Raw genomic sequence first — 25,499 nt, forward strand, 5'->3', positions numbered from 1 at the left:
ATTGAGAATATTAAAGAGCTTTCACGCTCCTGCCTCCGCCTGTTCCCCTTTCAGGAAAAGCATAATCAGGCCTGCGGCGCCGATGGGGATGGCAAAAATGATGAAGTTCCCCAAGAGGCCGACACCCCAGCCGATGGTCAGGCCGCCCAGATAGGGACCGAAAACCGCACCAAACCGGCCGGCGCCAAGGGCCCAGCCGACGCCTGTTGTGCGGATGGTTGCCGGATACTGCCGGGCGGCGGCGGCATAGAGGCCCCCGAAACCGCCCTGTACCAGAAAACCGATGGAGAAGATTTCAACAAAGAACAGTTCAATGGGGGTGTGCACCGCGCCAAACAGGACCATCACCAGGGTGGCAATGCCAAAAAAGACGGCGATCAGCATATTGAGACTTAACCTTGCGGCAATCCAGCCCAGCAAAAGCAGGCCGACAAAGGCGCCAAAATTGAAGGTGGCGCCGGCATAAATGGCTTTTTCCTTGGGCAGGCCCGCATCAACGGCAATCTTGGGCACCCAGCTGGTGAGGAAATAGAGGGTCATGAAGGCGCAGAAGAATGCTCCCCACAGCAGGAGGGTGTCCCTGCGGTAGGTCGGCGAAAGCAGCTTGGTGAAACCAGGGACTTTCTTGGTGTCTTCAATCTGGGGAGGCAGGGTGCTCAATGGCGGCAGCGCCGTTGCGCTATAGACCCTGTTGACCCGTTCCAGAGCCCGGCGGGGCTGCCGCGCGAGGAGAAACTCTGTTGATTCCGGCATGAAAAACAGGCTCAGGGGAAGCATGATTGCCGAGACCACGCCGGCATAAAGGAAGAGCCCCTGCCATCCCACCAGCGGAATAATGTTAACAGCCACCACTCCCGCGACCACGGCGCCAAGCGCATACCCGGATGTGGCAATGGTAACAGCCAGGTTTCTGTAGCGCGGCGGGGCATACTCGGAAGCCAGGGCGGTGACGCTGGCCAGCATTGACCCGATGCCAAGACCGACAAAGACCCGTAAACCAATGAAGGTTTCCACATTGGGGGCCAGGCTGCTGAGGATCATTCCAACGGCAATGATGGAGGTGGAGAGGAGTATTGTGGTTTTGCGACCGAAGACATCAGCAAAGGGAGCGATAAACAGTGCCCCGATTGTCATGCCAACCAGGCCGGCGCTGAAAATCAGGCCGAGGGACTGGGGGCTGACAGACCAGTGTTCGGAAAAATAGGGGGCCGCGTAGGCCACGAGCAACACATCGGCACCATCCAGCATATTAAAGATGAAACAGAACAGCACGGTTGTTACATGAAGTAATTTGACAGGCTGTTCTCCGGAGGATGGTTTTACTGTACTCATTGGTGTTTCCCGCATTGTTTCAGGCATGTATCTGTTTTTCTTCTTTCACCCCCCGAGTCTTTTCCGGTTTTCTGGGTAAAACGGTGTTTATGCAGCCTGGTCATTATTCAAAAGGTTATAAAATATATGGGCTCTAATTTATATATCACCTTTTATTTTATATCTTCTTTCCTTTAGTGTCCTTAAAAATGTATCCCATTTTTAGAAATAAGTGAAATAATTCTTGAATACATGTGAAAATGGGCTAAAAATGGATCCAATATTAATGTGTCATGTGACGATTTTGGGAGGCAAGCCCTCTGTCATGTGGTCAGGAATGGTAGTGAATTGTCCTGCATTTGGGCAGGCCTGAAAATTAAAGAGAAGAGAAAATGGTGAAAAATCTGGAAGAATATATGAAGTCATTTGAGGGGCCCGTGGAAATGTTGCGGAATTCCCAGGCGGGACCCAATGCTTATCCGGGTGTACCTGCGGAATTCACAAACTGGCGCGACGAACAGCGGGGCTGGCAAAAGACATGTGTATTGTTTGACCAGTCTTACCACATGGTTGATCTTGTGGTTGAAGGTCCGGATGCCTTTGCTCTTCTGAACTATCTGGGCATTAACAGCTTCAAGAATTTTCAGGTTGACCGTGCCAAACAATTTGTACCCTGTAGCTATGACGGCTATGTCATCGGCGATGTGATTCTGTTCTATCTGGCCGAAAATAAATTCAGTCTTGTCGGTCGTATGCCGACCCTGAGCTGGATTCAGTTCCATGCAGAAACCGGCGACTGGGATGTGACCCTCGAGTTTGACGAGCGGACTGCCGTACGTAAAGACCCTTCCCGTCGTAACAACTACCGTTTCCAGGTTCAGGGCCCCAATGCCATGAAACTAATGGAAAAGGTACTGGGCGAAACACCGCCGGATCTGAAATTCTTTCATATGTGCACCATGACCATTGCCGGCAAAGAGGTTCGCGCCCTGCGCCACGGTATGGCCGGTCAGCCCGGCTTTGAACTGTTCGGCCCTTGGGACGACAAGGAAGCCGTACAGAATGCCATCATCGAAGCCGGTGAGGAATTCGGTCTTCGCCGGGTCGGTGGTCGCGCCTATTCCTCCAATACCCTGGAGTCCGGCTGGATTCCGTCACCGGTACCGGCCGTTTATGGCAGCGAGAAAATGAAACCCTACCGTGAATGGCTGACAGAAAACAGCTATGAAGCACGGGCTTCCATCGGTGGAAGCTTTGTCTCCGAAAATATCGAAGATTATTACTTCACGCCCTGGGATCTGGGTTACGGCGGGTTCGTCAAGTTCGACCATGACTTTATCGGTCGTGAAGCCCTGGAAAAAATGGCCAACAACAAGCATCGCAAGAAAGTCACCCTGGCCCTGCACAGTGACGATGTCCTGAAAGTGATCGGTTCCCAGCTTGACAGCGGGGAAATGGAGCGCGGTAAATTCTGGGAATTCCCGTCAGCGGTTTACTCCATGCATCCCTTTGACAAGGTGGTGAACGACAAGGGCGAGACCGTCGGCGTATCCACATGGGTGGGCTACAGCTCCAACGAACGGAAAATGCTGACCCTGGCTGTACTTGATGCCGACTATGCCACACCGGGTACCCAGCTGACTTTTGTCTGGGGTGAAGAAAACGGCGGCACAAGCAAGCCGACTGTGGAACCCCACAAGCAGTTCGAAATCAGGGCCCTTGTCAGCCCTGTACCTTATGCGGAGGTTGCTCGAGAATCCTACGCGGATATCGAGGGATGGCGGAAGGAAAGTAAATAACCTTTCCGCGGTGGCGGGGCCTGGCAGCGGTCCCGCCATTTACTTCCGTATTCATAGATTTTTAGTTAGGAGAGTTCTCATGGCTCTTGATAAGCCCTACAAGGATATTCCCGGCACCACGGTTTTTGATTCTTCCCTGTGCCGTATAGGGTACCACCTGAACCAGTTCTGCATGTCCCTGATGAAAGAGGAAAACAGGCAGAAATTCAGAGCCGACGAGCGAGCCTACCTGGATGAATGGCCGCTGACCGAAGATCAGAAACAGGCCGTTCTGGACCGGGATCTGCCGCGACTTATCGAACTGGGCGGTAATATCTATTTTCTGGTCAAGATCACGGCCACTGACGGTATCAGTGTGCGGGCGGCGGTCTCCTCCATGACTGATATGAGTGAAGAAGAGTATGCTGAAATGTTGAGTAAAGGCGGACGCCCGGCAGAGGGCAACCGCTATCTGAAGGACTGGAAATAATGGCACATATCACCGCAGGAGTCGGTACATCCCATGTTCCGTTGATTGGCCGGGCCGTCGACACGGGCGAAACACAGACCCCCTATTTCAAGCCCCTGTTTGACGGTTATGAATTCACCAAAAAATGGGAAGCCGAGCAAAAACCCGATGTGGTAGTGCTGGTTTATAATGACCATGCCTCGGCCTTTGATCTGAAAATCATCCCGACATTTGCCATCGGCTGTGCCGAGGAATTTCCGATCGCCGATGAAGGCTTCGGTGCAAGGCCGGTGCCGGTCGTGAAGGGCGATCCCGATCTGGCCTGGCATATCACTCATTCAGTGATTGAGGATTCTTTTGACCTGACCATTATCAACGAGATGTCAGTGGATCACGGCCTGACCGTGCCCTTGTCCCTGATGTTCGGTCAGCCGGAGGAATGGCCCTGCAAGGTGATCCCCATCGCCATGAATACGGTGGTTTATCCGGTCGCCAGCGGCCAGCGCTGTTATGACCTGGGCAAGGCCATCAAGAAGGCCGTGGAAAGCTATGACGAGGACCTCAACGTACAGATCTGGGGCACTGGTGGCATGAGCCACCAGCTTCAGGGCAAACGGGCCGGCCTGATCAATGCGGAATGGGACATTGCCTTTATGGACCGTCTGGCGGACAAGCCGGAAGAACTGGCGAAAATCCCCCGGGTGGAATATATCCGCGAGACCGGCACCGAAGGACTGGAAACAGTCATGTGGCTGATCATGCGCGGCGCCCTTGGCGATCATGTCAGGGAAATCCATCGCCATTACTATGTGGCCATTTCCAATACTGCCATCGGGCATATTGTCCTGGAAAATACCGACGTGTAAGTTATTGGGTCCAGTTTTATCCGAGAGAAAGAGCCGGAATTTTCCGGCTCTTTCTATATGGACCTGGCCGGCAGTATCGCCACACGATCACGGGGAAAAATTTCTGTTGCTGCACCAGACAAAGGAATATGAAATAATGGCCGTGAACGCCCGCTGGGTCAGAGGATATATAGACAGGTAAAACATGAGCAGTTATTTAACTCGTCTGAAGCTGGATCGTCTTGATTTTAAAATCATCTCCGCTTTGCTGAAACGGGGCCGTATCACCAAAGTGGAACTGTCTGAACAGGTCGGCTTGTCTGCATCACCCTGCTGGGAGAGGATGAAACGACTGGAAAAGGAGGGGATCATCCGTGGATATCATGCGGATATTGATTTCTCGAAGCTGATGAATATTTCCTGCTTCCGGGTAGAGGTAACCCTTCATAATTATTCCATGAATGTCGCCCGCCAGTTCGAAGAGCTGGTCAGGCGTCTGCCCGAGGTCATTGAATGCGAGGCTGTGCTGGGACGGGTTGATTATATTCTCAAGGTGGCGGCACCCAGTATCGAGCAATATCAGGAACTGATAGAGAGGATTCTTGATCAGGAAAAGATCAGTTTTGATTATGTGACCTTCCCCGTGGCCAAACCGGTCAAAAGCCTGCATGATATGAGCCTGCAGGCCCTGGTTGATATGGCGGGTGAGGAGCAAGTCCCTGCCTGAAGTCCTGATCCTGACAGGATGTTTCTTCTGTAAAACCGGAATCTCGCCGGAGAAAATAGTTTCCCCCGATCTGTAAACGGCGATTATTGCCGTGACGCTCTGATAGAATTTTTCCCTGAGCCGTACCGGTTTTTCTTCTGTAACCGGACTGTCGAAGCAAAGGGAGAATGATGTGAAACAGCCTTATCTGCTTTTTCTGGGTAATGAAAAAATACTCCAGAATGCCAAGACCGCGTCCGGTATCGCCCACTGGCGGCCGGAAATCTGTGCCGGACAATATCGGATGAGCCCGGACACGACAGATCTGGGACTCCGGAACATGAACATCGATGAAGCTGTTGCTCAGGGAGCAAAAACACTTGTTGTTGGCATTGCCCCCGTCGGCGGCATCATCAGCCGCGACTGGGTGCCGGTTTTTCTGGAGGCTCTGGACAAGGGGCTGGATATTGCGGCAGGGCTTCATCAGCGCCTGAATGATCATCCGGAAATTTCGCAGAAAGCCCGGGCCTGCGGTCGCGACCTGTATGATATCCGGCAGCCCACCGAGGATTTTGAGGTCGGAAACGGCGCCAAACGTCCCGGTCGGCGACTTCTGACGGTGGGATCTGACTGCGCTGTTGGCAAGATGTACACGTCCCTGGCCATCGAACGGGAAATGAGAGAGCGGGGCATGAATGCCGATTTCAGGGCAACCGGCCAGACCGGTATCTTCATTGCCGGTGGCGGTGTCTCGGTGGATGCGGTTGTCGCCGATTTTATTTCCGGGGCGGCGGAAAGCCTGTCACCGGGCAATTCAGCGGGCCACTGGGATATTGTTGAGGGGCAGGGATCGCTTTTTCATCCGTCCTACGCCGGAGTCACAGTGGGCCTTATTCACGGCAGTCAGCCGGACAGGCTGGTGCTGTGTCATGACGCGGCCCGTCAGTATATGGAGGATGTGCAGGACTTCCCGATTGTCGAGTTCAACACCGCCATGGAGCAGTATCTGAACATTGCCCGCCTGACCAATCGTGAAGCGTCCTTCGCCGGGATCAGTATCAATACGTCATCCATGGTGGAACAGGAGGCGGAACGTTATTTAAACGCCCTGACGGATAAATACGGGTTACCCTGTTGTGATCCGGTGCGTAACGGCGTGTCGGCTATCGTCGATAATCTGGAAGGCTGAGCATGGTTGAGCTGAAAATAATAAAAGAAGTCTGGCCACTGGCCGGCAGTTTCAATATTTCGCGGGTAAACCTGACAGAAAGCTATGTTGTTTCAGTGGAACTGCGGGACGGGGAATATCTCGGGCGCGGGGAATGCGAGGCGCACGAATCCGATCCGGCGCAGATGGATGTGGTCGAGGCCATCATTGAAGGATTGCGGCCGGAACTGGAACGGGGGATTGATCGTGCGGTTTTATCGGGTCTTCTGCCGGCCGGCCCGGCGCGAAATGCCCTTGATTGCGCCTTGTGGGATCTGGAAGCGAAAAAGTCCGGCAGGCGCGCCTGGGAAAATGCAGGTGTGGTTCTGGATAAACCGCTGCTGACGGCCTATACGATTGGACTTGATACCGTCGACGGAATGGCGGCAAAGGCGGCGCGGTACCGGCACCGGGAACTTTTGAAAGTCAAACTCAATGAGCACGACAGTCTCGAACGGATCAGGTCGATACGGCAGGCGGCGCCGGACAGCCGGCTGATTGTCGATGCCAATGAAGCCTGGACATTTGATTTACTGACGGAACTGGCCGATCCTTTTGCCGGGTTGGGGGTGGAACTGATCGAGCAACCCCTGCCGGCGGGAGGCGATCGGGAACTGGAGAATTACAAAGGCCGTGTTCCCCTGTGTGCGGATGAGGCCTGCCTCGACCGCGCTTCATTATCCCATATTCGGGGACGGTACAGTTATATCAACATCAAGCTGGACAAAACCGGCGGCCTGACAGAGGCTCTTGCCCTGGCAAAAGACGCGCAAGCGATGGGGCTTGGCATTATGGTCGGCTGCATGACCGGCACGTCTCTTGCCATGGCGCCAGCCATGATGATCGGCGCACTGGCTGAATTTTGCGATCTGGATGGGCCGCTGTTGCTGGCCCGCGATCGCTCGCCGGGCCTGATTTACGAGGACAGTCTGGTTCATATTCCGACATCGGAAGTCTGGGGATAGGGTTAGGAAAAGGGGAATGTCATGTTAAAAAAAATAGTTTTGGGGATTCTGTTTCTCGTCGGAGTACAGGCTGATTTAGGGAATGCTGCCGACTCCTGGCTGATCAGAAACGCCGTGATTTATGATGGCACGGGTGGGGAGCCGATAAACGGGGACCTGCGGATCAGCAAGGGACTGATCGAAGCTATGGGGAATTTGAGGCCAATGCCCGGCGAAAGAGTATGGGATGCTCAGGGCCTGGCCCTGGCGCCCGGCTTCATCGACCCGCACAGTCATCACGATATGGGACTTTTGGAAAACCCCGCCCCGGCCAGTGTCCTGGCCCAGGGCATCACGACCATTGTGTCCGGGGTTGACGGCATGACCGAAGTGCCGGTTCGGCAGATGTTTGCCGAGTTTGAGGCACATCCGGCCGCGGTCAATCTGGCGGCTTTCGGACCGCATAATAATTACCGCTCGATGGTGATGAAGGATGATTTTCGCCGCACAGCTACGGCGGCGGAAGTAGAGGTCATGAAGGCCCTTCTCGGGGCCGATATGGAGGCCGGGGCGCTGGGACTTGCCACTGGCGTGGAATATGAACCGGCGCTTTATTCTGATACTGCAGAGCTTGTGGCCCTGGCCAGGGTCGCAGCAAAAATGGGTGGTCGCTACACCAGTCATATCCGCAGTGAGGACATCAAATTTTATGAGGCCCTGGAGGAAATTATTACCATAGCGCGTGACGCCGGTATTCCAGTCAATATCAGCCATATGAAACTGGCCATGGCGGCACTTTGGGGGCAGGCGCCCAAGGTTGTGGAAAGGCTCAATCAGGCCCGGGCTGACGGTCTGGATGTCACGGCAGACATATATCCCTATGACGGCTGGCAGACAACCATGCAGGTGCTGCTGCCCGAGCGCAATCTTGAGGACCGCAAGGCCTATGAATACGCCCTGACGGCTATTGCCCGGCCCTCGACCATTATCATAACACTTTATGAGCCCAACCCCTCCTATGTGGGCAAAACGCTGGAGGAGATCGCCCTGGAAGAAGGGGTGGATCCGGTGGATATGCTGATGAAAATGATGCAGACCACTGCCGCCGGGGGCGGGAATGAGATGATCATCGGCCGCAACATCGGTGAAGAGGATATCCGGACTTTCATGCAATGGCCCTATAGCAGTATTTCCTCCGACGGCGGCATCGATGACCGTCATCCGCGGGGACAGGGCGCTTTTCCCCGGGTGTTTGCCCGTTATGTCAGGGAACTGGGTGTGTTGTCGCTGCCGGAAGCCATCCGTAAAATGACGAGCCTCACCGCCCAAAGTCTTGGCCTGGCGGACCGGGGGTTGCTGAAAGAAGGTCTGGCGGCGGATCTGGTTCTTTTCGATGCCGCAACGATCACGGACCACGCCACTTTCACCGATCCGATACAATATTCCACCGGTGTGCAGGCTGTATGGGTCAACGGTCAACTGGTCTGGAAGGACGGGCAGGCAACCGAGTCCAGACCGGGCAGGATTTTAAGGCGTTCAGGCACAGAAAGAAAATAACAGACGGAGGAGATCACGCTAGCCAAGCGGCAGGGAGGCTTCCCGCACCTCCATCCAGTCCACAATCAGGCTCCGACGACAAAAACGCCATTCACTTCCTTCGAGCCTGAAGCGATCCTGGTAACGGATGCTCCAGGTCATGACCCGGTCCGGTTTGCCCTCTTCCGGGAACAGCACATGGTTGGCGGTGCAATAAGTCTCGGCAAGCCCCTCATCACCGATGAGGGTGCCGGCCTGCTGATGCACCACATGCTGGGTCTTGAGATAATACTGGCCGAGCTTTTCGGTAATGCCGAGCACGTCCTCGCGCCCTTCAAGCCGGAAACCCGGGCCTTCAATGATGATGTCGTCGGTGACCACACGGTCCAGCAGGTCCGCATCCCGGCGGTCGACCGCCCGGGCATAGAGGGAGGCAATCGTCTGGAATTCCGCCACGGCGCCCGCCTCCGGGCCGAGCTCAACTGGTTCGATCACCCCCATCTGCCGGTCGAAATCTTCGACAAGCCCCCTGATGGTGGCGGCGATGTCATTCCGCCGGTATCCAAGCAGGCGGGTCTCCTCCGGATCGGGTTCATAGGAGATTGTGTTGCCGCGACCCTGAATGATGGCATAATCGGGCAGCATGGGATGTTCCTCATCCAGAGAAGGAACCTCGACCTTGTTGCCGACGGCATCGAAAAAAAGCTTGAAATAGTCGGCGAAGGACAGGTTCTCGTCACCGATCAGGTAGGAGGTGCCGCCGATGCCGCGCTCAAGCGCGCCTGAAATCGCTTCCGACAGGGAGTGTACGGAAATGAAGTTGGTCGCCCCGGCCGGGCCGAACGGTTTGATCTGTGGATAGAGCCGTCGCGCATAGCCGATATAGGCAGCGAACATGTCGTTCTTCATGCCCGTCGGACAGCCGACCACAAAAGGCGCATTCAGGCTCATGGCGCGGAAGCTGTCGTCCGAGAGGGCACAAATCCCCTGGTCAGCGAGATGGCGCGAGCGTACATAGGCGTCGGTCTCGATCTTCTCCGGCAATACCTGCGGGTAGAAGCTGCCGATATGAACGAAGGCGGAGACACCGGCGCGTTTGGCGCGTTCGGCAAAGGCCGGGACCAGTTCGCCATTGGCTTTCAGAAAATGGGCGTCAGCCTCTGCGCCAAGCGGCACATGACGCAAATCGCTCCCTGCCGCAAAGACAATCGCCTCGAAGCCCTTCAGGTTATCTTCGCCGTAAGTGCCGTCCTGATAGTTTCCCGGCATCCAGTCCAGCTCTTCAAGGCCCGTTCCCGGTTGCGGCGGGTTACGCGAAGAAATGACCACGTTGTGACCTTCAGACTTCAGATGCAGCGCGGCGTGCCCGCCAATGGGCCCCGTTCCTCCAATGATCAGGACTTTCATGATGTGTGCTCCTTGTCTGACGATATCCCGGCGAGGCTGTTAACCGCCGTTCTTCTTTTTGTTGATGGGGCGGAAAATCTTCGCAGGCGCCAGTCCCCCATTTTCTATACCAATAGGATTTATCACCATGGATTTGCATTTGTCAATATTTACTATATTTAAATATCAATATGCGTATTATAATTATGATATATTACGCAAAAAGTAATAAATCTGAATGATTCACGCAAGGATGACCTTAAGTCCTCCGGGAAACAGGGACCAATAGCCGCGAAAACGGGTTTTGAATCGCGGATTTTCTTCACTATGGAGAGTATCAAGTGCGTTGGAAAGGGTGGGGGGAGAGAAATGGCGCGCTCGGGAAGATTCGAACTCCCGACCCCTAGATTCGTAGTCTAGTGCTCTATCCAGCTGAGCTACGAGCGCGCATTGATCCTCGGATCACACAGGAATCTATCCTGTGGCGCGGAAACTACTCATAACCGGCCCCGATTGCAAGCCCCCTTTGCAGTTTTATGTCATTTTTTTTCAGGAGCGCCGGGAACTGTGACTTGTTCTCTGCCTTCTCCTGCCGTACACTCGCGCCGGTTAACGGCAATTCAATTGTCAGGATCATTCAGACCAGGGGATGTTCGTGTCCGGTAAACCTCTTGAAAATAACCGAATGTTATATGTGGCAGGGCTTCTGCTTGTGCTCGGCCTGTCCGCCTGCTCAGGCAATGGCGATGCCGTCTGGCCGGAAATGAAGGCGGATGAGACCTGGAACTACATGCAGCAGGAGCGCATCAAACCCGTCACGCCCAACGGCATCGACAGCGAGGACGGCGGGCCGGTGACGAGCCTTCCGCCGTCAGCGGATGAGGAACAATTGTCCGTGGCTGAGGCAGGGGAAAGTTTCATGCAGCTGGACGGGCGTTTTGCAGACCTTGAACCGGAGATGGCTTCCTTCACCCGGGAACTCGGCCTGTCCCTGAAAGAGACACTTCAAAGCCGCGAGGACGAGGTTCGCCGGCAGGAGTATTGGCGCGGCAGCCAGATGACCCTGTCCCGTCTGGCCGACAGGCAGGCCCGGCTTGAAACTCTTGTGCAGGAAGTCCTGTCCGTCAGTTCCCGGATCGAAGGGATCCGGGATACAGAACTTGAGGAGCGTTTTCAGGTGCTGCTCAGGAAATCCCAGGCGCTGTCCGCCCGCACGGAAGAACTGATTGCCACGGCCGAAAAACAGCTGGCCAGGATAAAACAATAAACAAAAATAAATTCAGGGTATCTCATGACCAGATTAATCACTGCCTTCCTTGTTCTTTGCCTGCCGTTTGCGGCGCTGGCAGACTCTGCTCCCAAATCGGCCCCAAAATCAGCAGAATCCCGCAAGCAGATGGTGGTGGCGGCCAATCCTCTTGCGGCAGCGGCCGGAATGGAGATGCTGAACGCCGGCGGCAGTGCGGTCGATGCGGCCATTGCCATTGAACTGGTGCTGAGCCTTGTGGAGCCCCAGTCCTCCGGCATCGGTGGTGGCGGGTTCATGATGTATTTCGACCCGGAGGCGGGCGAGGGTGGGCGCATCTTTGCCTTTGACGGGCGCGAGACGGCGCCGGCGGCGGTCACCCCGGACCTGTTTGCCGATGTGGAGCGGTCCTATCAGGGGTTCCTGAATGCGGTGCTGGGCGGGCGTTCCACCGGCACGCCGAGCATGCTGGCGCTGATGGATGTGGCACACAGGAAGGCCGGAAAGCTGCCCTGGGCCAGATTGTTTGAACCGGCGATCCGGCTGGCGGAGGGGGGCTTCAGGGTTTCCCCGCGCCTGCATTATCTGATTGACCGCGATCCGCTGCTGAAGAAGTTCGAGGCGAGCCGGAAGTATTTCTATGACGAGGCGGGGGCGCCGCGTCCGGTCGGTTATCTGCTGAAAAATCCGGAGTATGCCGACACCCTGCGGCTGCTGGCGGAAAAAGGCGCGGATGCCTTTTATCATGGCCCGCTGGCGGAAAAGGTCGTCACGGCGGTACGGACGGCGGAACATAACCCCGGCAAGCTGAGCCTTGAGGATATGGCCGCCTACCGGCCGAAAATCCGCGAGGCGATTTGCCGCCCTTACCGGGTTTATAAAGTCTGCGGCATGCCGCCGCCGTCCTCCGGCGGGGGCACGGTGGTGGCCATCCTCGGCATCCTGCAGAATTTTGACATGGGCGCGCTTGAGCCCAACTCAGTTGAGGCCATGCATCTTCTGCTGGAGGCGGAAAAGCTCGCCTATGCGGACCGGGACCAGTATATGGCCGATCCCGACTTTGTGCCGGTGCCGCTGGAGGGCATGACCGATCCGGATTACCTGCGGATCCGCTCGCGGCTGATCAGCCCGGACAAATCCGTCGGTAAAGCCACGCCGGGCATGCCACCGATGCCGGTACATATGGCATGGGGTCAGGGTTTCACCCCTGAACTGCCGTCGACCAGCCACTTCTCCATTGTCGACCAGTGGGGCCACGCGGTCAGCATGACGGCGACGGTGGAAAATGTTTTCGGCAACCGCATGATGGTGGCGGGATTTATCCTCAATAACCAGCTCACTGATTTTTCCTTTGCACCGACAACGGAAAACGGCCTGCCGGTGGCCAACCGGGTCGAGGCCGGGAAGCGGCCGAGGAGCTCCATGTCACCCAGCCTGGTGTTTGACGACAAGGGCCGCTTGATGATGGCCATCGGCTCGCCCGGCGGCAACAGCATCATCGGCTATGTGACCCAGACCATCGTCAATGTGCTGGACTGGGGCATGTCCATGCAGGAGGCGGTGAGCCAGCCCCACGTGCTGACCCGCAACGGACCGGTTTATCTGGAACGGACCACGGCGGCGGAAGGGTTCGCTCCGGCACTGACGGAGAAAGGCCACGAGGTTTCCATCCGGCTGACCAACAGCGGGTTGCACGGAATCCTGATTCACTATGATGAAAAGGGCATGCTGCTGGAAGGCGGCGCCGATCCCCGGCGCGAGGGTGTCACGCTGGTGGAGTAATCCCCGCATTCAGAATTGAAAAAAGCCACCCTACTCAACAGCCGGTGGCTTTTCTTTTGGGAGCTCTATAAGGCTCAGCCTTCGCCCCAGATGGCCTTGGCGGTATCGACCACAAGCTTCAGTTTTGCTTTCTGCTCGTCTTCAGAGATGGCATTGCCTTCCTCGGTGGAGGCAAAGCCGCACTGGGGCGCGATGCCGAGCTGATCCAGATCGGCGTATTTTGACGCCTCGTCGAACTTGCGCCTGAGGTCGTCAATGTTTTCCAGCGCGGCGTTTTTGGTGGTGATGAAACCCGGATAAACCCGCTGTTTGCCCCTGGCGAGGAACTTCAGAGGCTCCAGCCCGCCGGCCCGGTCGCTGTCATATTCCATGAAGAACATATCGACGCCGGTCTGGTTGAAGACCGTATCGGCGACCAGATCGTAAGCGCCCTCGGCGGCCCAGGTAGAGCGGAAGTTGCCGCGGCACATATGCATGCCGATCAGCATGTCTTCGGGCCGGTCCCTGATGGCGTCATGCATCATCTTGGCATATTGGGCCACCAGCCAGTCCGGGTCCATGCCCAGCTCTTTCTTCTCGGCCCGGTGTTTGGGATCGCAGAGATAGGCGAAGAAAATATCATCCATCTGCAGGTAGCGACAACCAGCCTCGTAGAATTTTGCCACCGCCTTGGCGTAGGTTTTGGCAAGATCGGCGAACAATACCTCAAGATCCGCATAGTCGGCCGGATGGATGTCTTCCTTGGCGGTGCGGAAATGGCAGGCGCTCGGCCCCGGGATGGAGATTTTCGGGGTCACATTTGTGCTGGCGGCAACGAATTTGAAATGATCCAGCATGGGGTGGTCGTCTGGAAAGTCCATCTTGCCGGTAATGGTCGGGAAGATCGGGCGCAGGTTAACACCGTGGAACTGCACCCCTTCCTTGGGATCGCGCTCGACAAGGTCAAGCCCGGTCAGGCCGCCCATAAAATCATAATGCCAGAAGGAGCGGCGGATTTCCCCGTCGGTCACCACCTTGAGGCCGACCTCCTCCTGCATTTTGATGACGCCCCGGATGGCTTTGTCCTCAATGGCCTTAAGCTCATCGGCGGAAAGCGCATTGGCGGCGAATTTTGTTCGGGCCTCGACGACGCTCGGCGGCCGCAGCAGCGATCCCACATGGTCGGCGCGGTAGGGTGGCGGTTTCAGTGTCATGGCTATGTCCCTCCTTTGTAGCCGGGCGGGCGCTTTGCCGTCCGGCTGGGGGCATTATAGTTGAAAATTGGTTGTATGGCTTCCGGTTTTTATCAGGTGCAGAGCAGGCGGTGTCAAGGGATGGAGTTACCTTCTTTGTGAGGTCCAAATGAAAGCACAGCTTCGATCCGTTTGGCTAGTTTCTCCCTTAGCTCTTGAGAGCTTTCCCAAACTACGCAGTTGTATTGCCTGATATCAAAATGTAAGTTTTTGATATCATCTTTTCTACAAGACCAAAATACCGGAATACCTTTTCCAAGCGCATAACCTGCTTCGAAATAAACTCCGCCACGATGGCCAGTAAAGTCAGCGACTACAAATTTTGAAGAATTGATGTTGGCAATAATCTCATCGTCAATCTTATTGTTGTGTTCAATCAAGTCCACTCTGATAGGATCGTAGCCAACATCTAAAACCGCTGCTTGGAAACCCTTTTCATATACCGTGTCCATAGAAGCATCGAACCACATAGCAACAAAACCTTTTGGGGAGTTCGAGAATGGCCTCAAAAGTTTTTCTTCGATATAGATATATCCTTCGGGAAGAACCTCAAAAGTGCCTATAACGTCTCCACCAAGATATTTTTTTGACTCAAGGTACTGTTCCAGAAAAATAAATTCATTGAAGTCTTTTGAGTACGTGGCTGCTATCAAGGATGGGTCGTCAACATGAATGTCAGCTCCGAGCTCTGGTTTATAATGATATATTTCAAGTAATAACTTATCGGCCCTTTCTTTAATCGAAGGTTTTTTCCGGGTCACTATTGCTTTTAAGGTATGGCTATCGATGAGTGGAAGAGATCCTTCGCGAAGTTGGTCGCGAATCCATCCTCTTAGCATGTATTTTTTGGTGCGGTACTCCTTGCTCACTAAAGAGGATGCAGTGCCAGACAATCTAAATTCACCACATGCAGGACAAATTTGATGAACCTCATCGCCAGTGCTGGGAATGGTTTCAGCCTCTATGCCACATATATCGCATGGATCAGTTATTCGCATTTGGATTTTTAACCTTTCTACCCCCCCGGAAGCTCAATGCGGAAACAGGTGCCGTCGGGGCCGCTGCCGGTCAGGGTAATTCCGCCGCCGTGGGCCTCGATGATCTCCCTCGCGATGGCAAGGCCCAGTCCGGCGCCGCCGTTGCTGCTGCCGTGGAAAGGATGAAACAGATGTTCCTGGATCCTGGCCGGGATGCCCGGACCGTTGTCACAGAAGTCGATGATCGCATTGCCGCCGTCTTCCATGCGGCCGGTGACGGTCAGCTCGCCTTTGTTGAGGCGGGCATGTTCCATGGCCTGTACCGCATTGCGGCCGAGGTTGAGGAAAACCCGGAACAGCTGATCCGGATCGGCGGCGACGGTGAGTCCCGTCGGAATGTCATTGATGATCCTGACCGGGCCGTCTTCCATCAGTCCCAGTGAAATGGTCATGTCGTCGATCAGGGGTTTGAGGCTGACCGTTTCCAGCCGCGGTTTTTCCACCTCCGCCTTGCCGTATTGCAGCGTATTTTCACATAGCCGGATGGCCCGGTCGATGGCGCTGACGAAGCGGGGGGTGAGCTTCTGCACGGTCGGGTCCCTGAGGGTGCTGAGGTGGTCAGAGACCAGCTGGGCGCTGGCCAGGATGTTTCTGAGGTCATGGTTGATCTTGCTCACCGCCACGCCAAGGTTGGCGAGGTGAGTTTTCTGGTTGAGCGCCTTTCGCACCTCATCCTGCATGACGGCAAGTTCCTGCATGACCACGCCGATTTCATCTTCCCGATCCTCAGGCGTGAACTGGCGGCGGGTATCTTCGGGCGCCTCGCGGAAGGCAATCATGCTGTCGGTGATCTTGCGCACCGGCCGGATCAGCAGGCGGTTCAGGCTGTAATAGAGCAGACCCGCGGTGAGCAGGGAAATCAGGATCGACAGCAACAGCACATTCCTGGAATAGCTGAACATGGCATGGCAGAGAAGCTCTTCCTCGAAAATGATCTGCAGGAAATCCATGCTTTCGTCACTGGTATAACCGGTGACTTCAATCAGCCGGGAATGGGGGTGGTTGTGCCACATGGCGTCAACGGCATCCCGCACCAGCATCCACCAGCCGGTTGAGCGGATATCATAGCGGGCCTCCACATCGAGCGGCCGGTCGGTGCCGAGCACAAGTTCCCGGTTATCGTCCTTCTTGCGCACGATCGCCAGCACCCCGGCGGAATCGAGCAATTGCCAGGACAGTTTTTCGCCGACCATATAGTCGGGCGCGGCCTCGATAGCGAGAATGGCGATCTGGGCGGCGCCGAGCTTTTCCTTGAGCCAGTTGAGGCGGAAATTGGCAATGGAGGGCACATAGATCAGCACCTCGGCCAGCATGACAAAACCGATGGTCAGTAACAGGAGCCTGTTGGACAGCCTGTTGCGCAGGGATAAATATTTCAGTGTTTCGACCAACCGATCCTGCCCCCGGGCTAACTCATTATATTCTATTGTCTGACCAGAGCGTAAAAGCGCATGCCACGGTAATACAATAAAGTTCTTTCACGTCTTTGTGAAGCCTGATACCAAAGGGGTAATTTACGGCCAAAAGTAAAGGCTGACGGGGTGGAAAAAAGAGTCCAATATTTTTGCCTTAATCTTTGGACTTGGGCGTTGACTTGGGCCGGGAAACGCATTATACACCCCCATCAATCAAGTCTGCCTCCTGTGGAACACCCCGGGGGCGCAGGATAATAGGCCGGATCATGGTGGTCTGGTGTAAAGGGTCCGAGGACCCGCAGCGGCAAATGGAGATATCCTGTGAAACGTACATTTCAGCCAAGTGTTTTGGTTCGTAAACGTCGTCACGGCTTTCGTGCACGTTCCGCTTCTGTTGGTGGTCGCCGGGTTCTTTCAGCCCGCCGTGCCAAGGGACGGAAGCGCCTTTCAGCGTAAAGGCAGCGGATTTCGCCTGAACAGGCAATCTTGACAAACCGGCCCCTGTTTACAGCGGCCGGTTTTGTTTTTGACGAACCGGACCACAGATGGCGCAACACTTTGAAGATAAAGGAAAAAAAATTACTGTGCTGCAAAAGCGCAGCGATTTTCTGCGCGTTGCCCGGGCCAATAAAAAATGGATTGCCCCCGGCATGATCGTGCAGACCTGTGCCCAGCCCGAGGGCGTGGTGACCGGGGACGGGATCAGGGTCGGTTATACCACCAGCAAGAAGGTGGGCAATGCGGTGGTGCGCAACCGGGCCCGGCGCAGGCTGCGGGAAGTGGTCAGAAAAGTGCTGCCGGAGAAGGGGCAGAGCGGACAGGATTATGTGCTGATCGCCCGGGCCGGTATCGAGGACTGCAGCTTTGATGACCTGATTCGGGATCTCAGCTGGTCGCTCAAAAGACTCGCAGGCCAGAAGGACGGAAAGCCGGCCCGGACGCCTAAAGAGGCCAATAAGCAAGCCGCACGGGGCGGAGGGGGCGAAAAATGACATTTCTCCTCGATATGTTGTCTTATTTCTTGAAAGGCCTGATCACACTCTATAAGTATTTGATCTCTCCCCTGCTGGGACCCAAATGCCGATATCTGCCGACCTGTTCGGAATATGCCTATATCGCCATTGACAGATACGGTCCGTTCAAGGGGGGATATCTGGCTGCCCGGCGCCTGTTGCGCTGTAATCCCTGGGGCGGGCACGGATTCGATCCGGTGCCCCCTAAAGAAGGGGAAAAAGGGCAGAAGGCAGACGAAAACGAATGTAAATGCCAGACCGGGCATCACGGCGGCGAAGTTTGAAGGTACTGAGAAGGGTTTATGCAGCAGGATAACAAGAATTTCATATTGGCCATTGTGTTAACGATGGCGATATTGCTGGGGTACGAATTTTTTATCTCAAAACCGCAAAAGGAAGCCGCCGAAAAAGCCCGGCAGGAACAACTGTTGGCGCAAAAAGCCGCTGACAATGCATCCGTACCGCAGATGTCCGCCCCGGGAACCATTCCGGGCATGGATGCGCCGGTGATCAAGGACACGCCGCAGGACCGTAAAGAGCAGCTGGCGACAACGCCGCGTATTCCCATCGTGTCCCCCCGCGTTCATGGTTCTATTTCGCTCAGGGGCGGTCGCCTGGATGACCTCACTCTCCGGGATTATCATGTGGAAGTGGACGGCAAGGAAGAAGTGGTTCTGCTCAGTCCTGCCGGAAGCGGCAAGGGCTATTATGCGGAATTCGGCTGGGCCGGTGTTGAAAACGGTCCCGATAAAAATACCATCTGGACTGCCGACAAGGGCGAACTGAACGCCGGTGACAAAGTGACCCTCAGCTGGGCCAACGGCAAGGGGCTGGTGTTCAAGCGGACCGTCGGTCTTGATGAAAACTATATGTTCACCCTGAGCCAGTCTGTCACCAACACGGGCGAGACCCCTGTAACGCTGGCGCCTTATGGTCTTGTATCCCGGGAAAGCCGTCCTACAGGCCAGAAGCTTTTCATCCTGCATGAAGGCCCGCTCTGGGTCACCGGTGAGGGCAAGGAAGAATTCGATTACGGTGATATCGAGGATGAAACCGAAAAAGCCCATGGCCTGGCCGGTGGCTGGCTTGGCATTACAGACAAATACTGGCTCGTGGCCCTGATCCCGGACGACAGGGAAGAATTTGATGCCCGTATCCTGCGTCATGCCACAGCGAGGGGCGAGAGATTCCAGGCCGACTATATCCTGGCCTCCCGGGTGGTAAATCCCGGCCAGACGGTGGAAGTTTCGGACAAGCTTTTTGCCGGCGCCAAGGAAGTGGAACTTCTGGATCAATACCGTGAAACCCAGAATATCCGCCTGTTTAACTATGCCATTGACTGGGGCTGGTTTGATTTTCTGACCAAGCCGATTTTCTATGTTCTGGATTTCCTGTTTGGCCTTGTCGGTAATTTCGGCGTGGCGATCCTTCTGTTGACAGTTGGTATCCGCCTGGTGCTGTTCCCGGTGGCGAACAAGCAGTTTGTTTCCATGAGCAAAATGAAAAAGCTCACCCCCAAGATGAAAGCACTGAAGGAAAAATACGGTGATGACCGCATGCGCATGCAGCAGGAAACCATGGCCCTTTACAAAAACGAAAAGGTCAACCCGCTGGCAAGCTGTCTGCCGATCGTGATTCAGATCCCGATTTTCTTCGCGCTTTATAAAACGCTCTATGTCACCATTGACATGCGGCATGAGCCCTTTGTCCTGTGGATCAAGGATCTGGCTGCGCCGGACCCGCTTCTGGTGACCAACCTGTTCGGCCTTATTCCCTGGGATCCTCCCACTTTCCTGGCGGTGGGTATCCTGCCGGTTCTGATGGGCGTTACCATGTGGCTGCAGCAGAAGCTGAACCCGGCCGCCATGGATCCGGTACAGCAGAAAATCTTTATGTTCATGCCGATCATGTTCACGTTTATCCTGGCCAACTTTGCTGTTGGTCTGGTGATCTACTGGACCTGGAACAATATCCTCAGCATTATCCAGCAGTGGATCATTATGCGCAGGGTCGATGCCGAAGTGCCTGAGAAAGACAGTTAAAGGTAAAGATGACCGAAGAAATGACAGAACAGGAGAAGGCGGTCTGGCTTGAGCGGGGCCGTCTTCTTTTTACCCAGAGCTGCGATTTTATCATGGGGTCGCCGGTCCTGGAAAACCTGCCACCGGCTGATTACGCCGAGATTGCCTTTGCCGGCCGCTCGAATGTAGGCAAATCAAGCCTGATCAACGGGCTGACCGGGCGCAAGACCCTGGCCCGGACGTCCAATACGCCCGGCCGTACCCAGATGCTTAATTTCTTCCTTCTGGGCAAGGCAACGGATTTGGCTCTGTACCTCGTGGATCTGCCTGGATACGGCTATGCCAAGGTCTCCCGGTCGCTGGTCAAGGAATGGACCAAACTGATGAAAGACTATCTCCGGGGCCGGCCGAACCTGCGCCGGGTCTATGTGCTGGTGGACAGCCGGCACGGCATCAAGGAAGGCGACCGGGACATCATGAAACTGATGGACGAAAGCGCCGTTTCCTACCAGATTATCCTGACAAAAGTTGACAAGCTCAAAAAAGGAGAGCAGGAAAAGGTCAGGGAGGAAACCGAAAACGCCATCAAAAAGAATGTGGCGGCTTATCCGCAGGTGATCCTGACCAGTTCGGTCAAGGGAGACGGCCTGGACGAGCTGCGGGCCAGTATCGCGGTCCTGGCGGCCTCTTGAACGACAGATGACAGGTTAAAGGTGCATGATGACAGAGCAGGAAAAGCTGGACAAAAAAGAGCAAAAAGCAAGAAATCTGCGGAAGGCCAAGACGCTTTCCGAGGCTTTGCCCTATATGCGACGTTATGCAGGCCAGACCATTGTCATCAAATATGGCGGACATGCCATGGGCGACGAGGACCTTGCCCACGACTTTGCCCATGATATCGTATTGATGAAACAGGTCGGTATGAACCCGGTAGTAGTCCACGGCGGCGGTCCGCAGATCGGCAAGATGCTTGAGGCCCTGCAGATCAAAAGCTCCTTCATTGACGGCCTCCGGGTGACCGACAAGGATACCATCAAGATCGCTGAAATGGTGCTTAGCGGCAGCCTGAATAAATCCATAGTGGCCTCGATCAACAATGTGGGCGGCCAGGCGGTCGGTCTGTCCGGCAAGGACAGCAACCTGGTGATCGCGGAACCGCTGCGGCGCACCCGCAAGGATCCGGACAGCAATATCGAACAGGTGCTGGACCTGGGTTTTGTCGGCTATCCCAAAAAAGTCAATGCGGACTTCCTGCGCATGTTCGAGGCATCATCGGTCATTCCGGTGATTGCCCCTATCGGTCTCGGCGAAAACGGTGAAACCTTCAATATCAATGCGGACACCATGGCTGGTGCCATTGCCGAAGCGCTGGGGGCGACACGCCTGCTGCTGCTGACCGATGTGGAAGGTGTGCTTGATAAAAACGGCGAACTGGTTTCGGAAATGACCGAGGAAAAAGCCCGTGAAATGATTGCCGACGGCACCATTTCAGGCGGGATGATTCCCAAGATCGACACCTGTATCCATGCGGTGGATCACGGGGTGGAGGCGGCTGTTATCATTGACGGCCGGGTCAAGCATGCCCTGCTGCTGGAACTGTTCACCGAACATGGCGCCGGCAGCTTCATCGGCCATTAAAAAAGGCGGTTTAAACCGCCTTTTCCTTATGCATAAAGTTCCAGTTCATATTCCATTTCTGCCGTAGACAGAGGATAGTCGACGCCGTCTTTGGCATTGAGGAAATCTTCCGGCGGGATATGGGCCAGCTTGTGTTGCATGTTGAGAGCCGTGCGCATGCTGAGCTCGCTGCGCCAGGCGAGGGCGACAATGCGGCGGCTTTTGTTGCTGGCGATCAGTTTGCGGACATTGTCCACATGAATTTGCGACAACAGGCCCAGGCACTGAATCACCAGTTCCCGCTGTTTGTTGGCCAGGGCATTCTGAATAAAGTCATCATCCACGACACCCTTGTCCACCAGGTCGCGTGCCTGTTCGGCGAGAGTCTGTACGTCTTCCTCATCCACCTGCTGATCCTGTATTCTTTGACGCACACTGGTCAGGATTTCATCGGCGATATTTTTCTCCAGATGGTTTTTCTCGATCATGCGCGTGACCAGTGACGAGGCGACGAATCCGGCGATCCGCTTGATCGCCCTGAGCGACAGGTTGGGGCGTTCCGCCAGCGGCGGATGCATGGTTTCGATGCTTCTGGCCTGATCAATGATCGCGTCCAGGGTATCTTCCCGGATCTGGGCGTTCTGATTGGCAATCAGGGCGGAAACGGCAGGAATATCAAGAGAATTGGTCAGGGCGTCGGAGATGTCCTCGCTGACGCTGTCCCGCTGGGCAATGGCTGACAGGGCGCCGCTGACAGTGGTTACGGCGATAATTTCTTTCAGGTCCACATCGCTGAGCAGCGGTGAATATTCAAGAATGGGCGCACAAACCGCCAGTTCTTCATCCATGGCCAGGGTTTTGATGATCCGGTGCGGGACCAGATCAGATGATTTCAGTTCTTCGGAAACGATCTGGCGGACCTTTGGGAACTGGTCACTGGCCAGCTTTTCCAGGATTTCGATGGCTTTTTCACGGATCTGGACCTGATCATGACGGGACAGGTCGGGGAAAATCCGGGATATCTTGCGGGCCAGTTCTTCACGGACTTCATTATCATTATCGTTGGCAAGGATTTCGTCCGCCTGAATTGGCGTGCTTTCATTTCCGGCGACATCCCGCCGAATGGCGGCGTCCTGGTCAGAAGCCAGGTAATAGAGTACCTCTGGCTGGGTTTCCGGCCGCTGGGCGAGAAGCTTCTTGTCGTTGGCTTTCTGTTTTTCCAGTGCGGCGCGCGCCTTTTCGTAGGAGAGGTTTTTCTTATCGTTCTTATCAAAGATTTTGTTAAGCAGATTTTTCATTGTTATCCCTCCCCTTGTCATTCCCGGCATTGCTGGCGCTTCCGTTTTCTCCGGTGGCCGCCTCTGCCAGGGCGACGGCGTTCTTGCCTGCCTTCTTGACCTCATAGAGTGCTGTATCTGCCCGTTCAAGCAACTGATCCAGTGTAGGGTTTTCGCGCGGCGTACTGACGGCGACACCAATGGACAGGCCCGGCGCCGGAGACAATGTACCCGTTATCTTGTGCAACTGGCGGCGGCCGGCGACCAGTTCGCTGGCTTTTTCCATTGCCACATCCGTATCCACATTTTCAAGCCACAGGGCGAATTCATCACCGCCCAATCGGCAGACATAATCTCCAATGCGGGTGTTTTTGCTGAGCAGTTCCGCGACTTTTTGCAGGACTTCGTCTCCGGTGGCGTGTCCCATCTGGTCATTGACGGTTTTGAAGTTATCAAGATCAACAAACAAAAGAGCGCAGTTTTCCCGGCTTCGTTTCTGATGAGCGATCCGTTTCCTGACTTCTTCGGAAAAGGCGCGCCGGTTCAAAAGGCCTGTAAGTTCGTCGGTGCGGGACAGATATTCCAGTTCTTCCTGGTTGTGGATCTGTTCCAGGGCGATGCCAAGATGGCTGGCAATCCCGTTGAACAGGATAGCGTCATCTTCGGACCACTCCTGACCCTGGTCATCGCGGATCAGGAAAAAGGCGCCGTTCGGTTCATTGTGATGCTGGGTGATGCTGCACAGTATAGACCGGCCGTCCAGCGTCAGGGTTAAAGCTGTGCGGGTGTCACTTGCGGTATTATCCCTGCCAACCTCAAGGGCTTTCCGGCGGAGGGTTTCAATCAGGCCGTCGTCATCCAGGTTTCCGGAACTGGACCTGACCCGGGTATCGAGAACACCGCTTCGGGATTTGGTAATTTCAATGATGCAGCCGTGACGGGCCCGGATGCCTTCGAGTGTGGCATTCATCAGGTTTGTAAAAATCTCGTCCGGTTTGGAAATGTCGCGGATAGTGGTGATGATGCGGTTGAGGATATGTTCCCGCTTGCCGATTTTGCGCAGGGCGGCTTCGCGTTCCCGAATGACAGTGATGTCCCGGCAAACGCCGCGGGCCCCCTGCCAGCTTGATTTGTTGTCGATAATGGGAACGGAGGAAACCAGAATACAGGCCTTGGTGCCGTCGTTGCGCTGGACCCAGACTTCCATGTCATGGATGGCGTCCAGGGTATCGAAAGGATTCTTGCCTTCGTTGCCAACGATCAGGTCGGCGGCGGCCTTGCCGTTCAGTTCATAGGCAGTATAGCCCAATATGCCTTTGGGGGAGACATATTTGAAACGACCCTGACTGTCGGTCTCCCAGGAAAAGTCGCTGGAACAACTGACCAGGTCCTTGAACATTTGTCGTGAGTCAACAAGGGCGTTGGTCAGGTTGTGTTCTACGGTGGTTTCCCTGGCGGTGATCAGGACAGCCTGTTTATTGCCTGTGCCTGCAAGTGAGGCCGGGAAGGTGCCCAGGTTATAATGGCGAATGCCCTTGCTGTCGTTGATGACCAGCTTCTGCATGTCCGGACAGTTGTTTGTCAGGCTGCGGCTGATCAGGCCGGCCAGGCTTGGATCATTGTTTTTCAGGGCTTCGACAATGCCGATCGCATGGATGTTATGATGCAGCACGTTGTGGCTGTCGTCGACCATTAGCGCAGGGCCAGGATAAAGCTCGATAATCATTTCCGGCTTGAAATTATAGGCGGACAGATCCGGCAGGGGATTTTTTTCCCGCGATAAATTTGATTTTTGTATGATCCGTGCGATATTGGCGTCCATGCTCATAATAACTCGAAAACCCTACTGATCCTGTGGCGAATATGACCTTCATGATACTGACCAAGCTGTTAACAACTGGTTTACTCTTTCGGAAAAAGAGGGATAAAATTTAAAAATGACTCTGGATATCTCGCAACTGGAACATTGGGTCTTTGATCTCGACAATACGCTCTACCCGGCGGCCAACAATCTCTTTGCCCAGGTGGACAGGCGGATGGGTGAATTTATCGCCGGAAGATTCAACCTGGAGAAGGAAGAAGCACGGGCCCTGCAAAAGTATTTTTTCAAGACCCACGGCACGACTCTGCGGGGCTTGATGAGCGAACATGATGTGTCGCCGGACGAGTTTCTGGACTTTGTCCATGATGTGGATTTCAGCGGCCTGCAGCCGGACCCGGAACTGGCCCGGGCGCTCAGGGCGCTGCCGGGTGAAAAGTTCATCTATACCAATGCGGATACTCCCTATGCGGAGAAGGTGCTTGAACGGCTTGGTATCGGGGATGTTTTTGATGTGATTTTTGATATCCGGCAGGCCGGATTTTCGCCGAAACCTGACCGGGATAGCTTCCGCAAAATGATTGAACATACTGGCCTGAATGCCGGAAAATCCGTGATGGTGGAAGACATCGCCCGCAATCTGGCGCCGGCCCGGGAAATGGGTATGAAAACCGTCTGGGTGCCGACCGACCAGGCATGGTCGCGGGAAGGCATGGACAGCGATCATATTGACTATACGGTTGAGGACCTGACCGGCTGGCTTTCCGCCCTTTCGAACGGCCCTGAACAAAAAAAGTAACGGGTATCATGAATTATTGACAGCCGGGGCGGGATCGTTATTGTCGGGCCGTAAACCGA

23 protein-coding genes and 1 tRNA gene are annotated in these 25,499 nt (G+C 55.0%); 16 read left to right on the top strand and 8 right to left on the bottom strand.

Annotated elements, in window-relative coordinates:
• Positions 1-21: 21 nt before the first annotated feature.
• Positions 22-1,332, bottom strand: coding sequence for an MFS transporter (locus tag ACORNT_RS06545; RefSeq protein WP_321397055.1), 1,311 nt, complete (start codon positions 1,330-1,332; stop codon positions 22-24).
• A gap of 371 nt (positions 1,333-1,703) precedes the next feature.
• Between ACORNT_RS06545 and desA the strand changes: the two genes are divergently transcribed.
• From desA to ACORNT_RS06580, 7 genes are all read left to right on the top strand, one after another.
• Positions 1,704-3,110, top strand: a complete 1,407-nt coding sequence (gene desA / locus ACORNT_RS06550) for a syringate O-demethylase (protein WP_321397057.1) — start codon at positions 1,704-1,706, stop codon at positions 3,108-3,110.
• A gap of 79 nt (positions 3,111-3,189) precedes the next feature.
• Positions 3,190-3,579, top strand: coding sequence for a protocatechuate 4,5-dioxygenase subunit alpha (gene ligA, locus ACORNT_RS06555; RefSeq protein ID WP_321397060.1), 390 nt, complete (start codon positions 3,190-3,192; stop codon positions 3,577-3,579).
• A complete protein-coding gene (locus tag ACORNT_RS06560; RefSeq protein WP_321397063.1) occupies positions 3,579-4,424 on the top strand; it encodes a class III extradiol dioxygenase subunit beta in 846 nt (281 codons plus the stop codon). The genes ligA and ACORNT_RS06560 overlap by 1 nt, the downstream gene beginning before the upstream one ends.
• 184 nt (positions 4,425-4,608) lie before the next feature.
• Complete coding sequence (locus ACORNT_RS06565; protein ID WP_321397064.1) at positions 4,609-5,130, top strand: Lrp/AsnC family transcriptional regulator; 522 nt, start codon at positions 4,609-4,611, stop codon at positions 5,128-5,130.
• A 172-nt stretch (positions 5,131-5,302) separates the two neighbouring features.
• Positions 5,303-6,298, top strand: coding sequence for an N-acetyltransferase DgcN (gene dgcN / locus ACORNT_RS06570; RefSeq protein WP_321397066.1), 996 nt, complete (start codon positions 5,303-5,305; stop codon positions 6,296-6,298).
• Between the two features lie 2 nt (positions 6,299-6,300).
• Positions 6,301-7,281 (top strand): N-acetyl-D-Glu racemase DgcA, encoded by a 981-nt coding sequence (gene dgcA, locus ACORNT_RS06575; RefSeq protein WP_321397069.1) that lies wholly within the window; start codon positions 6,301-6,303, stop codon positions 7,279-7,281.
• A gap of 21 nt (positions 7,282-7,302) precedes the next feature.
• Positions 7,303-8,817, top strand: coding sequence for a D-aminoacylase (locus ACORNT_RS06580; protein ID WP_321397072.1), 1,515 nt, complete (start codon positions 7,303-7,305; stop codon positions 8,815-8,817).
• An 18-nt stretch (positions 8,818-8,835) separates the two neighbouring features.
• Here ACORNT_RS06580 and ACORNT_RS06585 read toward each other — a convergent pair whose 3' ends face one another.
• Positions 8,836-10,203: a nuclear transport factor 2 family protein gene (locus ACORNT_RS06585; RefSeq protein ID WP_321397077.1), complete on the bottom strand. Its 1,368-nt coding sequence runs from the start codon at positions 10,201-10,203 to the stop codon at positions 8,836-8,838.
• Between the two features lie 349 nt (positions 10,204-10,552).
• Positions 10,553-10,629: transfer RNA gene (locus ACORNT_RS06590), tRNA-Arg, on the bottom strand.
• Positions 10,630-10,837: 208 nt separating this feature from the next.
• On the opposite strand from ACORNT_RS06590, the gene ACORNT_RS06595 reads away from it, so the two are divergent.
• Positions 10,838-11,449, top strand: a complete 612-nt coding sequence (locus ACORNT_RS06595; protein ID WP_321397080.1) for a hypothetical protein — start codon at positions 10,838-10,840, stop codon at positions 11,447-11,449.
• 24 nt (positions 11,450-11,473) lie between these two features.
• On the top strand, positions 11,474-13,210 hold the full coding sequence (ggt, locus tag ACORNT_RS06600) for a gamma-glutamyltransferase (protein WP_321397083.1): 1,737 nt from the start codon (positions 11,474-11,476) through the stop codon (positions 13,208-13,210).
• 74 nt (positions 13,211-13,284) lie between these two features.
• Here the strand turns inward: ggt and ACORNT_RS06605 are convergent, their stop codons facing one another.
• The 3 genes from ACORNT_RS06605 to ACORNT_RS06615 form a co-directional block, all read right to left on the bottom strand.
• Positions 13,285-14,403, bottom strand: a complete 1,119-nt coding sequence (locus tag ACORNT_RS06605) for a 5-methyltetrahydropteroyltriglutamate--homocysteine S-methyltransferase (RefSeq protein WP_321397086.1) — start codon at positions 14,401-14,403, stop codon at positions 13,285-13,287.
• 113 nt (positions 14,404-14,516) lie between these two features.
• Positions 14,517-15,440, bottom strand: coding sequence for a hypothetical protein (locus tag ACORNT_RS06610; RefSeq protein ID WP_321397088.1), 924 nt, complete (start codon positions 15,438-15,440; stop codon positions 14,517-14,519).
• Between the two features lie 17 nt (positions 15,441-15,457).
• Positions 15,458-16,870, bottom strand: coding sequence for a HAMP domain-containing sensor histidine kinase (locus ACORNT_RS06615; protein WP_321397089.1), 1,413 nt, complete (start codon positions 16,868-16,870; stop codon positions 15,458-15,460).
• Positions 16,871-17,215: 345 nt separating this feature from the next.
• On the opposite strand from ACORNT_RS06615, the gene rpmH reads away from it, so the two are divergent.
• The 6 genes from rpmH to argB all read left to right on the top strand — a co-directional run bounded on the left by rpmH (position 17,216) and on the right by argB (position 21,566).
• Positions 17,216-17,350 (top strand): 50S ribosomal protein L34, encoded by a 135-nt coding sequence (rpmH, locus tag ACORNT_RS06620; protein WP_321397092.1) that lies wholly within the window; start codon positions 17,216-17,218, stop codon positions 17,348-17,350.
• An 89-nt stretch (positions 17,351-17,439) separates the two neighbouring features.
• Positions 17,440-17,886: a ribonuclease P protein component gene (rnpA, locus tag ACORNT_RS06625; protein ID WP_321397094.1), complete on the top strand. Its 447-nt coding sequence runs from the start codon at positions 17,440-17,442 to the stop codon at positions 17,884-17,886.
• The gene (gene yidD, locus ACORNT_RS06630) at positions 17,883-18,191 is read left to right on the top strand and encodes a membrane protein insertion efficiency factor YidD (protein WP_321397097.1); all 309 of its coding nucleotides are present in this window, start codon (positions 17,883-17,885) and stop codon (positions 18,189-18,191) included. The genes rnpA and yidD overlap by 4 nt, the downstream gene beginning before the upstream one ends.
• A gap of 18 nt (positions 18,192-18,209) precedes the next feature.
• Complete coding sequence (yidC, locus tag ACORNT_RS06635; RefSeq protein ID WP_321397100.1) at positions 18,210-19,949, top strand: membrane protein insertase YidC; 1,740 nt, start codon at positions 18,210-18,212, stop codon at positions 19,947-19,949.
• Between the two features lie 8 nt (positions 19,950-19,957).
• Entirely contained in the window at positions 19,958-20,620 is a 663-nt protein-coding gene (yihA, locus tag ACORNT_RS06640) for a ribosome biogenesis GTP-binding protein YihA/YsxC (RefSeq protein ID WP_321397102.1), read from the top strand.
• A gap of 28 nt (positions 20,621-20,648) precedes the next feature.
• Positions 20,649-21,566, top strand: a complete 918-nt coding sequence (gene argB, locus ACORNT_RS06645) for an acetylglutamate kinase (protein ID WP_420717552.1) — start codon at positions 20,649-20,651, stop codon at positions 21,564-21,566.
• Between the two features lie 26 nt (positions 21,567-21,592).
• Here argB and ACORNT_RS06650 read toward each other — a convergent pair whose 3' ends face one another.
• Both ACORNT_RS06650 and ACORNT_RS06655 read right to left on the bottom strand, forming a co-directional pair.
• On the bottom strand, positions 21,593-22,843 hold the full coding sequence (locus tag ACORNT_RS06650) for a DUF2336 domain-containing protein (RefSeq protein WP_321397106.1): 1,251 nt from the start codon (positions 22,841-22,843) through the stop codon (positions 21,593-21,595).
• A complete protein-coding gene (locus ACORNT_RS06655) occupies positions 22,827-24,650 on the bottom strand; it encodes a diguanylate cyclase domain-containing protein (protein WP_321397109.1) in 1,824 nt (607 codons plus the stop codon). The genes ACORNT_RS06650 and ACORNT_RS06655 overlap by 17 nt, the downstream gene beginning before the upstream one ends.
• 109 nt (positions 24,651-24,759) lie before the next feature.
• On the opposite strand from ACORNT_RS06655, the gene ACORNT_RS06660 reads away from it, so the two are divergent.
• The gene (locus tag ACORNT_RS06660; protein WP_321397112.1) at positions 24,760-25,440 is read left to right on the top strand and encodes a pyrimidine 5'-nucleotidase; all 681 of its coding nucleotides are present in this window, start codon (positions 24,760-24,762) and stop codon (positions 25,438-25,440) included.
• Positions 25,441-25,499: the final 59 nt, after the last annotated feature.

Origin of the sequence: Emcibacter sp. (assembly GCF_963675455.1) — a bacterium.
Classification (GTDB): Bacteria; Pseudomonadota; Alphaproteobacteria; order Sphingomonadales; family Emcibacteraceae; genus Emcibacter.

Coding starts and splice junctions, on each gene's coding strand:
- ACORNT_RS06545 (WP_321397055.1), bottom strand. CDS start 1,332: ATGAGTACAGTAAAACCATCCTCCGGAGAACAGCCTGTCAAATTACTT.
- desA (WP_321397057.1), top strand. CDS start 1,704: ATGGTGAAAAATCTGGAAGAATATATGAAGTCATTTGAGGGGCCCGTG.
- ligA (WP_321397060.1), top strand. CDS start 3,190: ATGGCTCTTGATAAGCCCTACAAGGATATTCCCGGCACCACGGTTTTT.
- ACORNT_RS06560 (WP_321397063.1), top strand. CDS start 3,579: ATGGCACATATCACCGCAGGAGTCGGTACATCCCATGTTCCGTTGATT.
- ACORNT_RS06565 (WP_321397064.1), top strand. CDS start 4,609: ATGAGCAGTTATTTAACTCGTCTGAAGCTGGATCGTCTTGATTTTAAA.
- dgcA (WP_321397069.1), top strand. CDS start 6,301: ATGGTTGAGCTGAAAATAATAAAAGAAGTCTGGCCACTGGCCGGCAGT.
- ACORNT_RS06580 (WP_321397072.1), top strand. CDS start 7,303: ATGTTAAAAAAAATAGTTTTGGGGATTCTGTTTCTCGTCGGAGTACAG.
- ACORNT_RS06585 (WP_321397077.1), bottom strand. CDS start 10,203: ATGAAAGTCCTGATCATTGGAGGAACGGGGCCCATTGGCGGGCACGCC.
- ggt (WP_321397083.1), top strand. CDS start 11,474: ATGACCAGATTAATCACTGCCTTCCTTGTTCTTTGCCTGCCGTTTGCG.
- ACORNT_RS06605 (WP_321397086.1), bottom strand. CDS start 14,403: ATGACACTGAAACCGCCACCCTACCGCGCCGACCATGTGGGATCGCTG.
- ACORNT_RS06610 (WP_321397088.1), bottom strand. CDS start 15,440: ATGCGAATAACTGATCCATGCGATATATGTGGCATAGAGGCTGAAACC.
- rnpA (WP_321397094.1), top strand. CDS start 17,440: ATGGCGCAACACTTTGAAGATAAAGGAAAAAAAATTACTGTGCTGCAA.
- yidD (WP_321397097.1), top strand. CDS start 17,883: ATGACATTTCTCCTCGATATGTTGTCTTATTTCTTGAAAGGCCTGATC.
- yidC (WP_321397100.1), top strand. CDS start 18,210: ATGCAGCAGGATAACAAGAATTTCATATTGGCCATTGTGTTAACGATG.
- yihA (WP_321397102.1), top strand. CDS start 19,958: ATGACCGAAGAAATGACAGAACAGGAGAAGGCGGTCTGGCTTGAGCGG.
- argB (WP_420717552.1), top strand. CDS start 20,649: ATGACAGAGCAGGAAAAGCTGGACAAAAAAGAGCAAAAAGCAAGAAAT.
- ACORNT_RS06650 (WP_321397106.1), bottom strand. CDS start 22,843: ATGAAAAATCTGCTTAACAAAATCTTTGATAAGAACGATAAGAAAAAC.
- ACORNT_RS06655 (WP_321397109.1), bottom strand. CDS start 24,650: ATGAGCATGGACGCCAATATCGCACGGATCATACAAAAATCAAATTTA.
- ACORNT_RS06660 (WP_321397112.1), top strand. CDS start 24,760: ATGACTCTGGATATCTCGCAACTGGAACATTGGGTCTTTGATCTCGAC.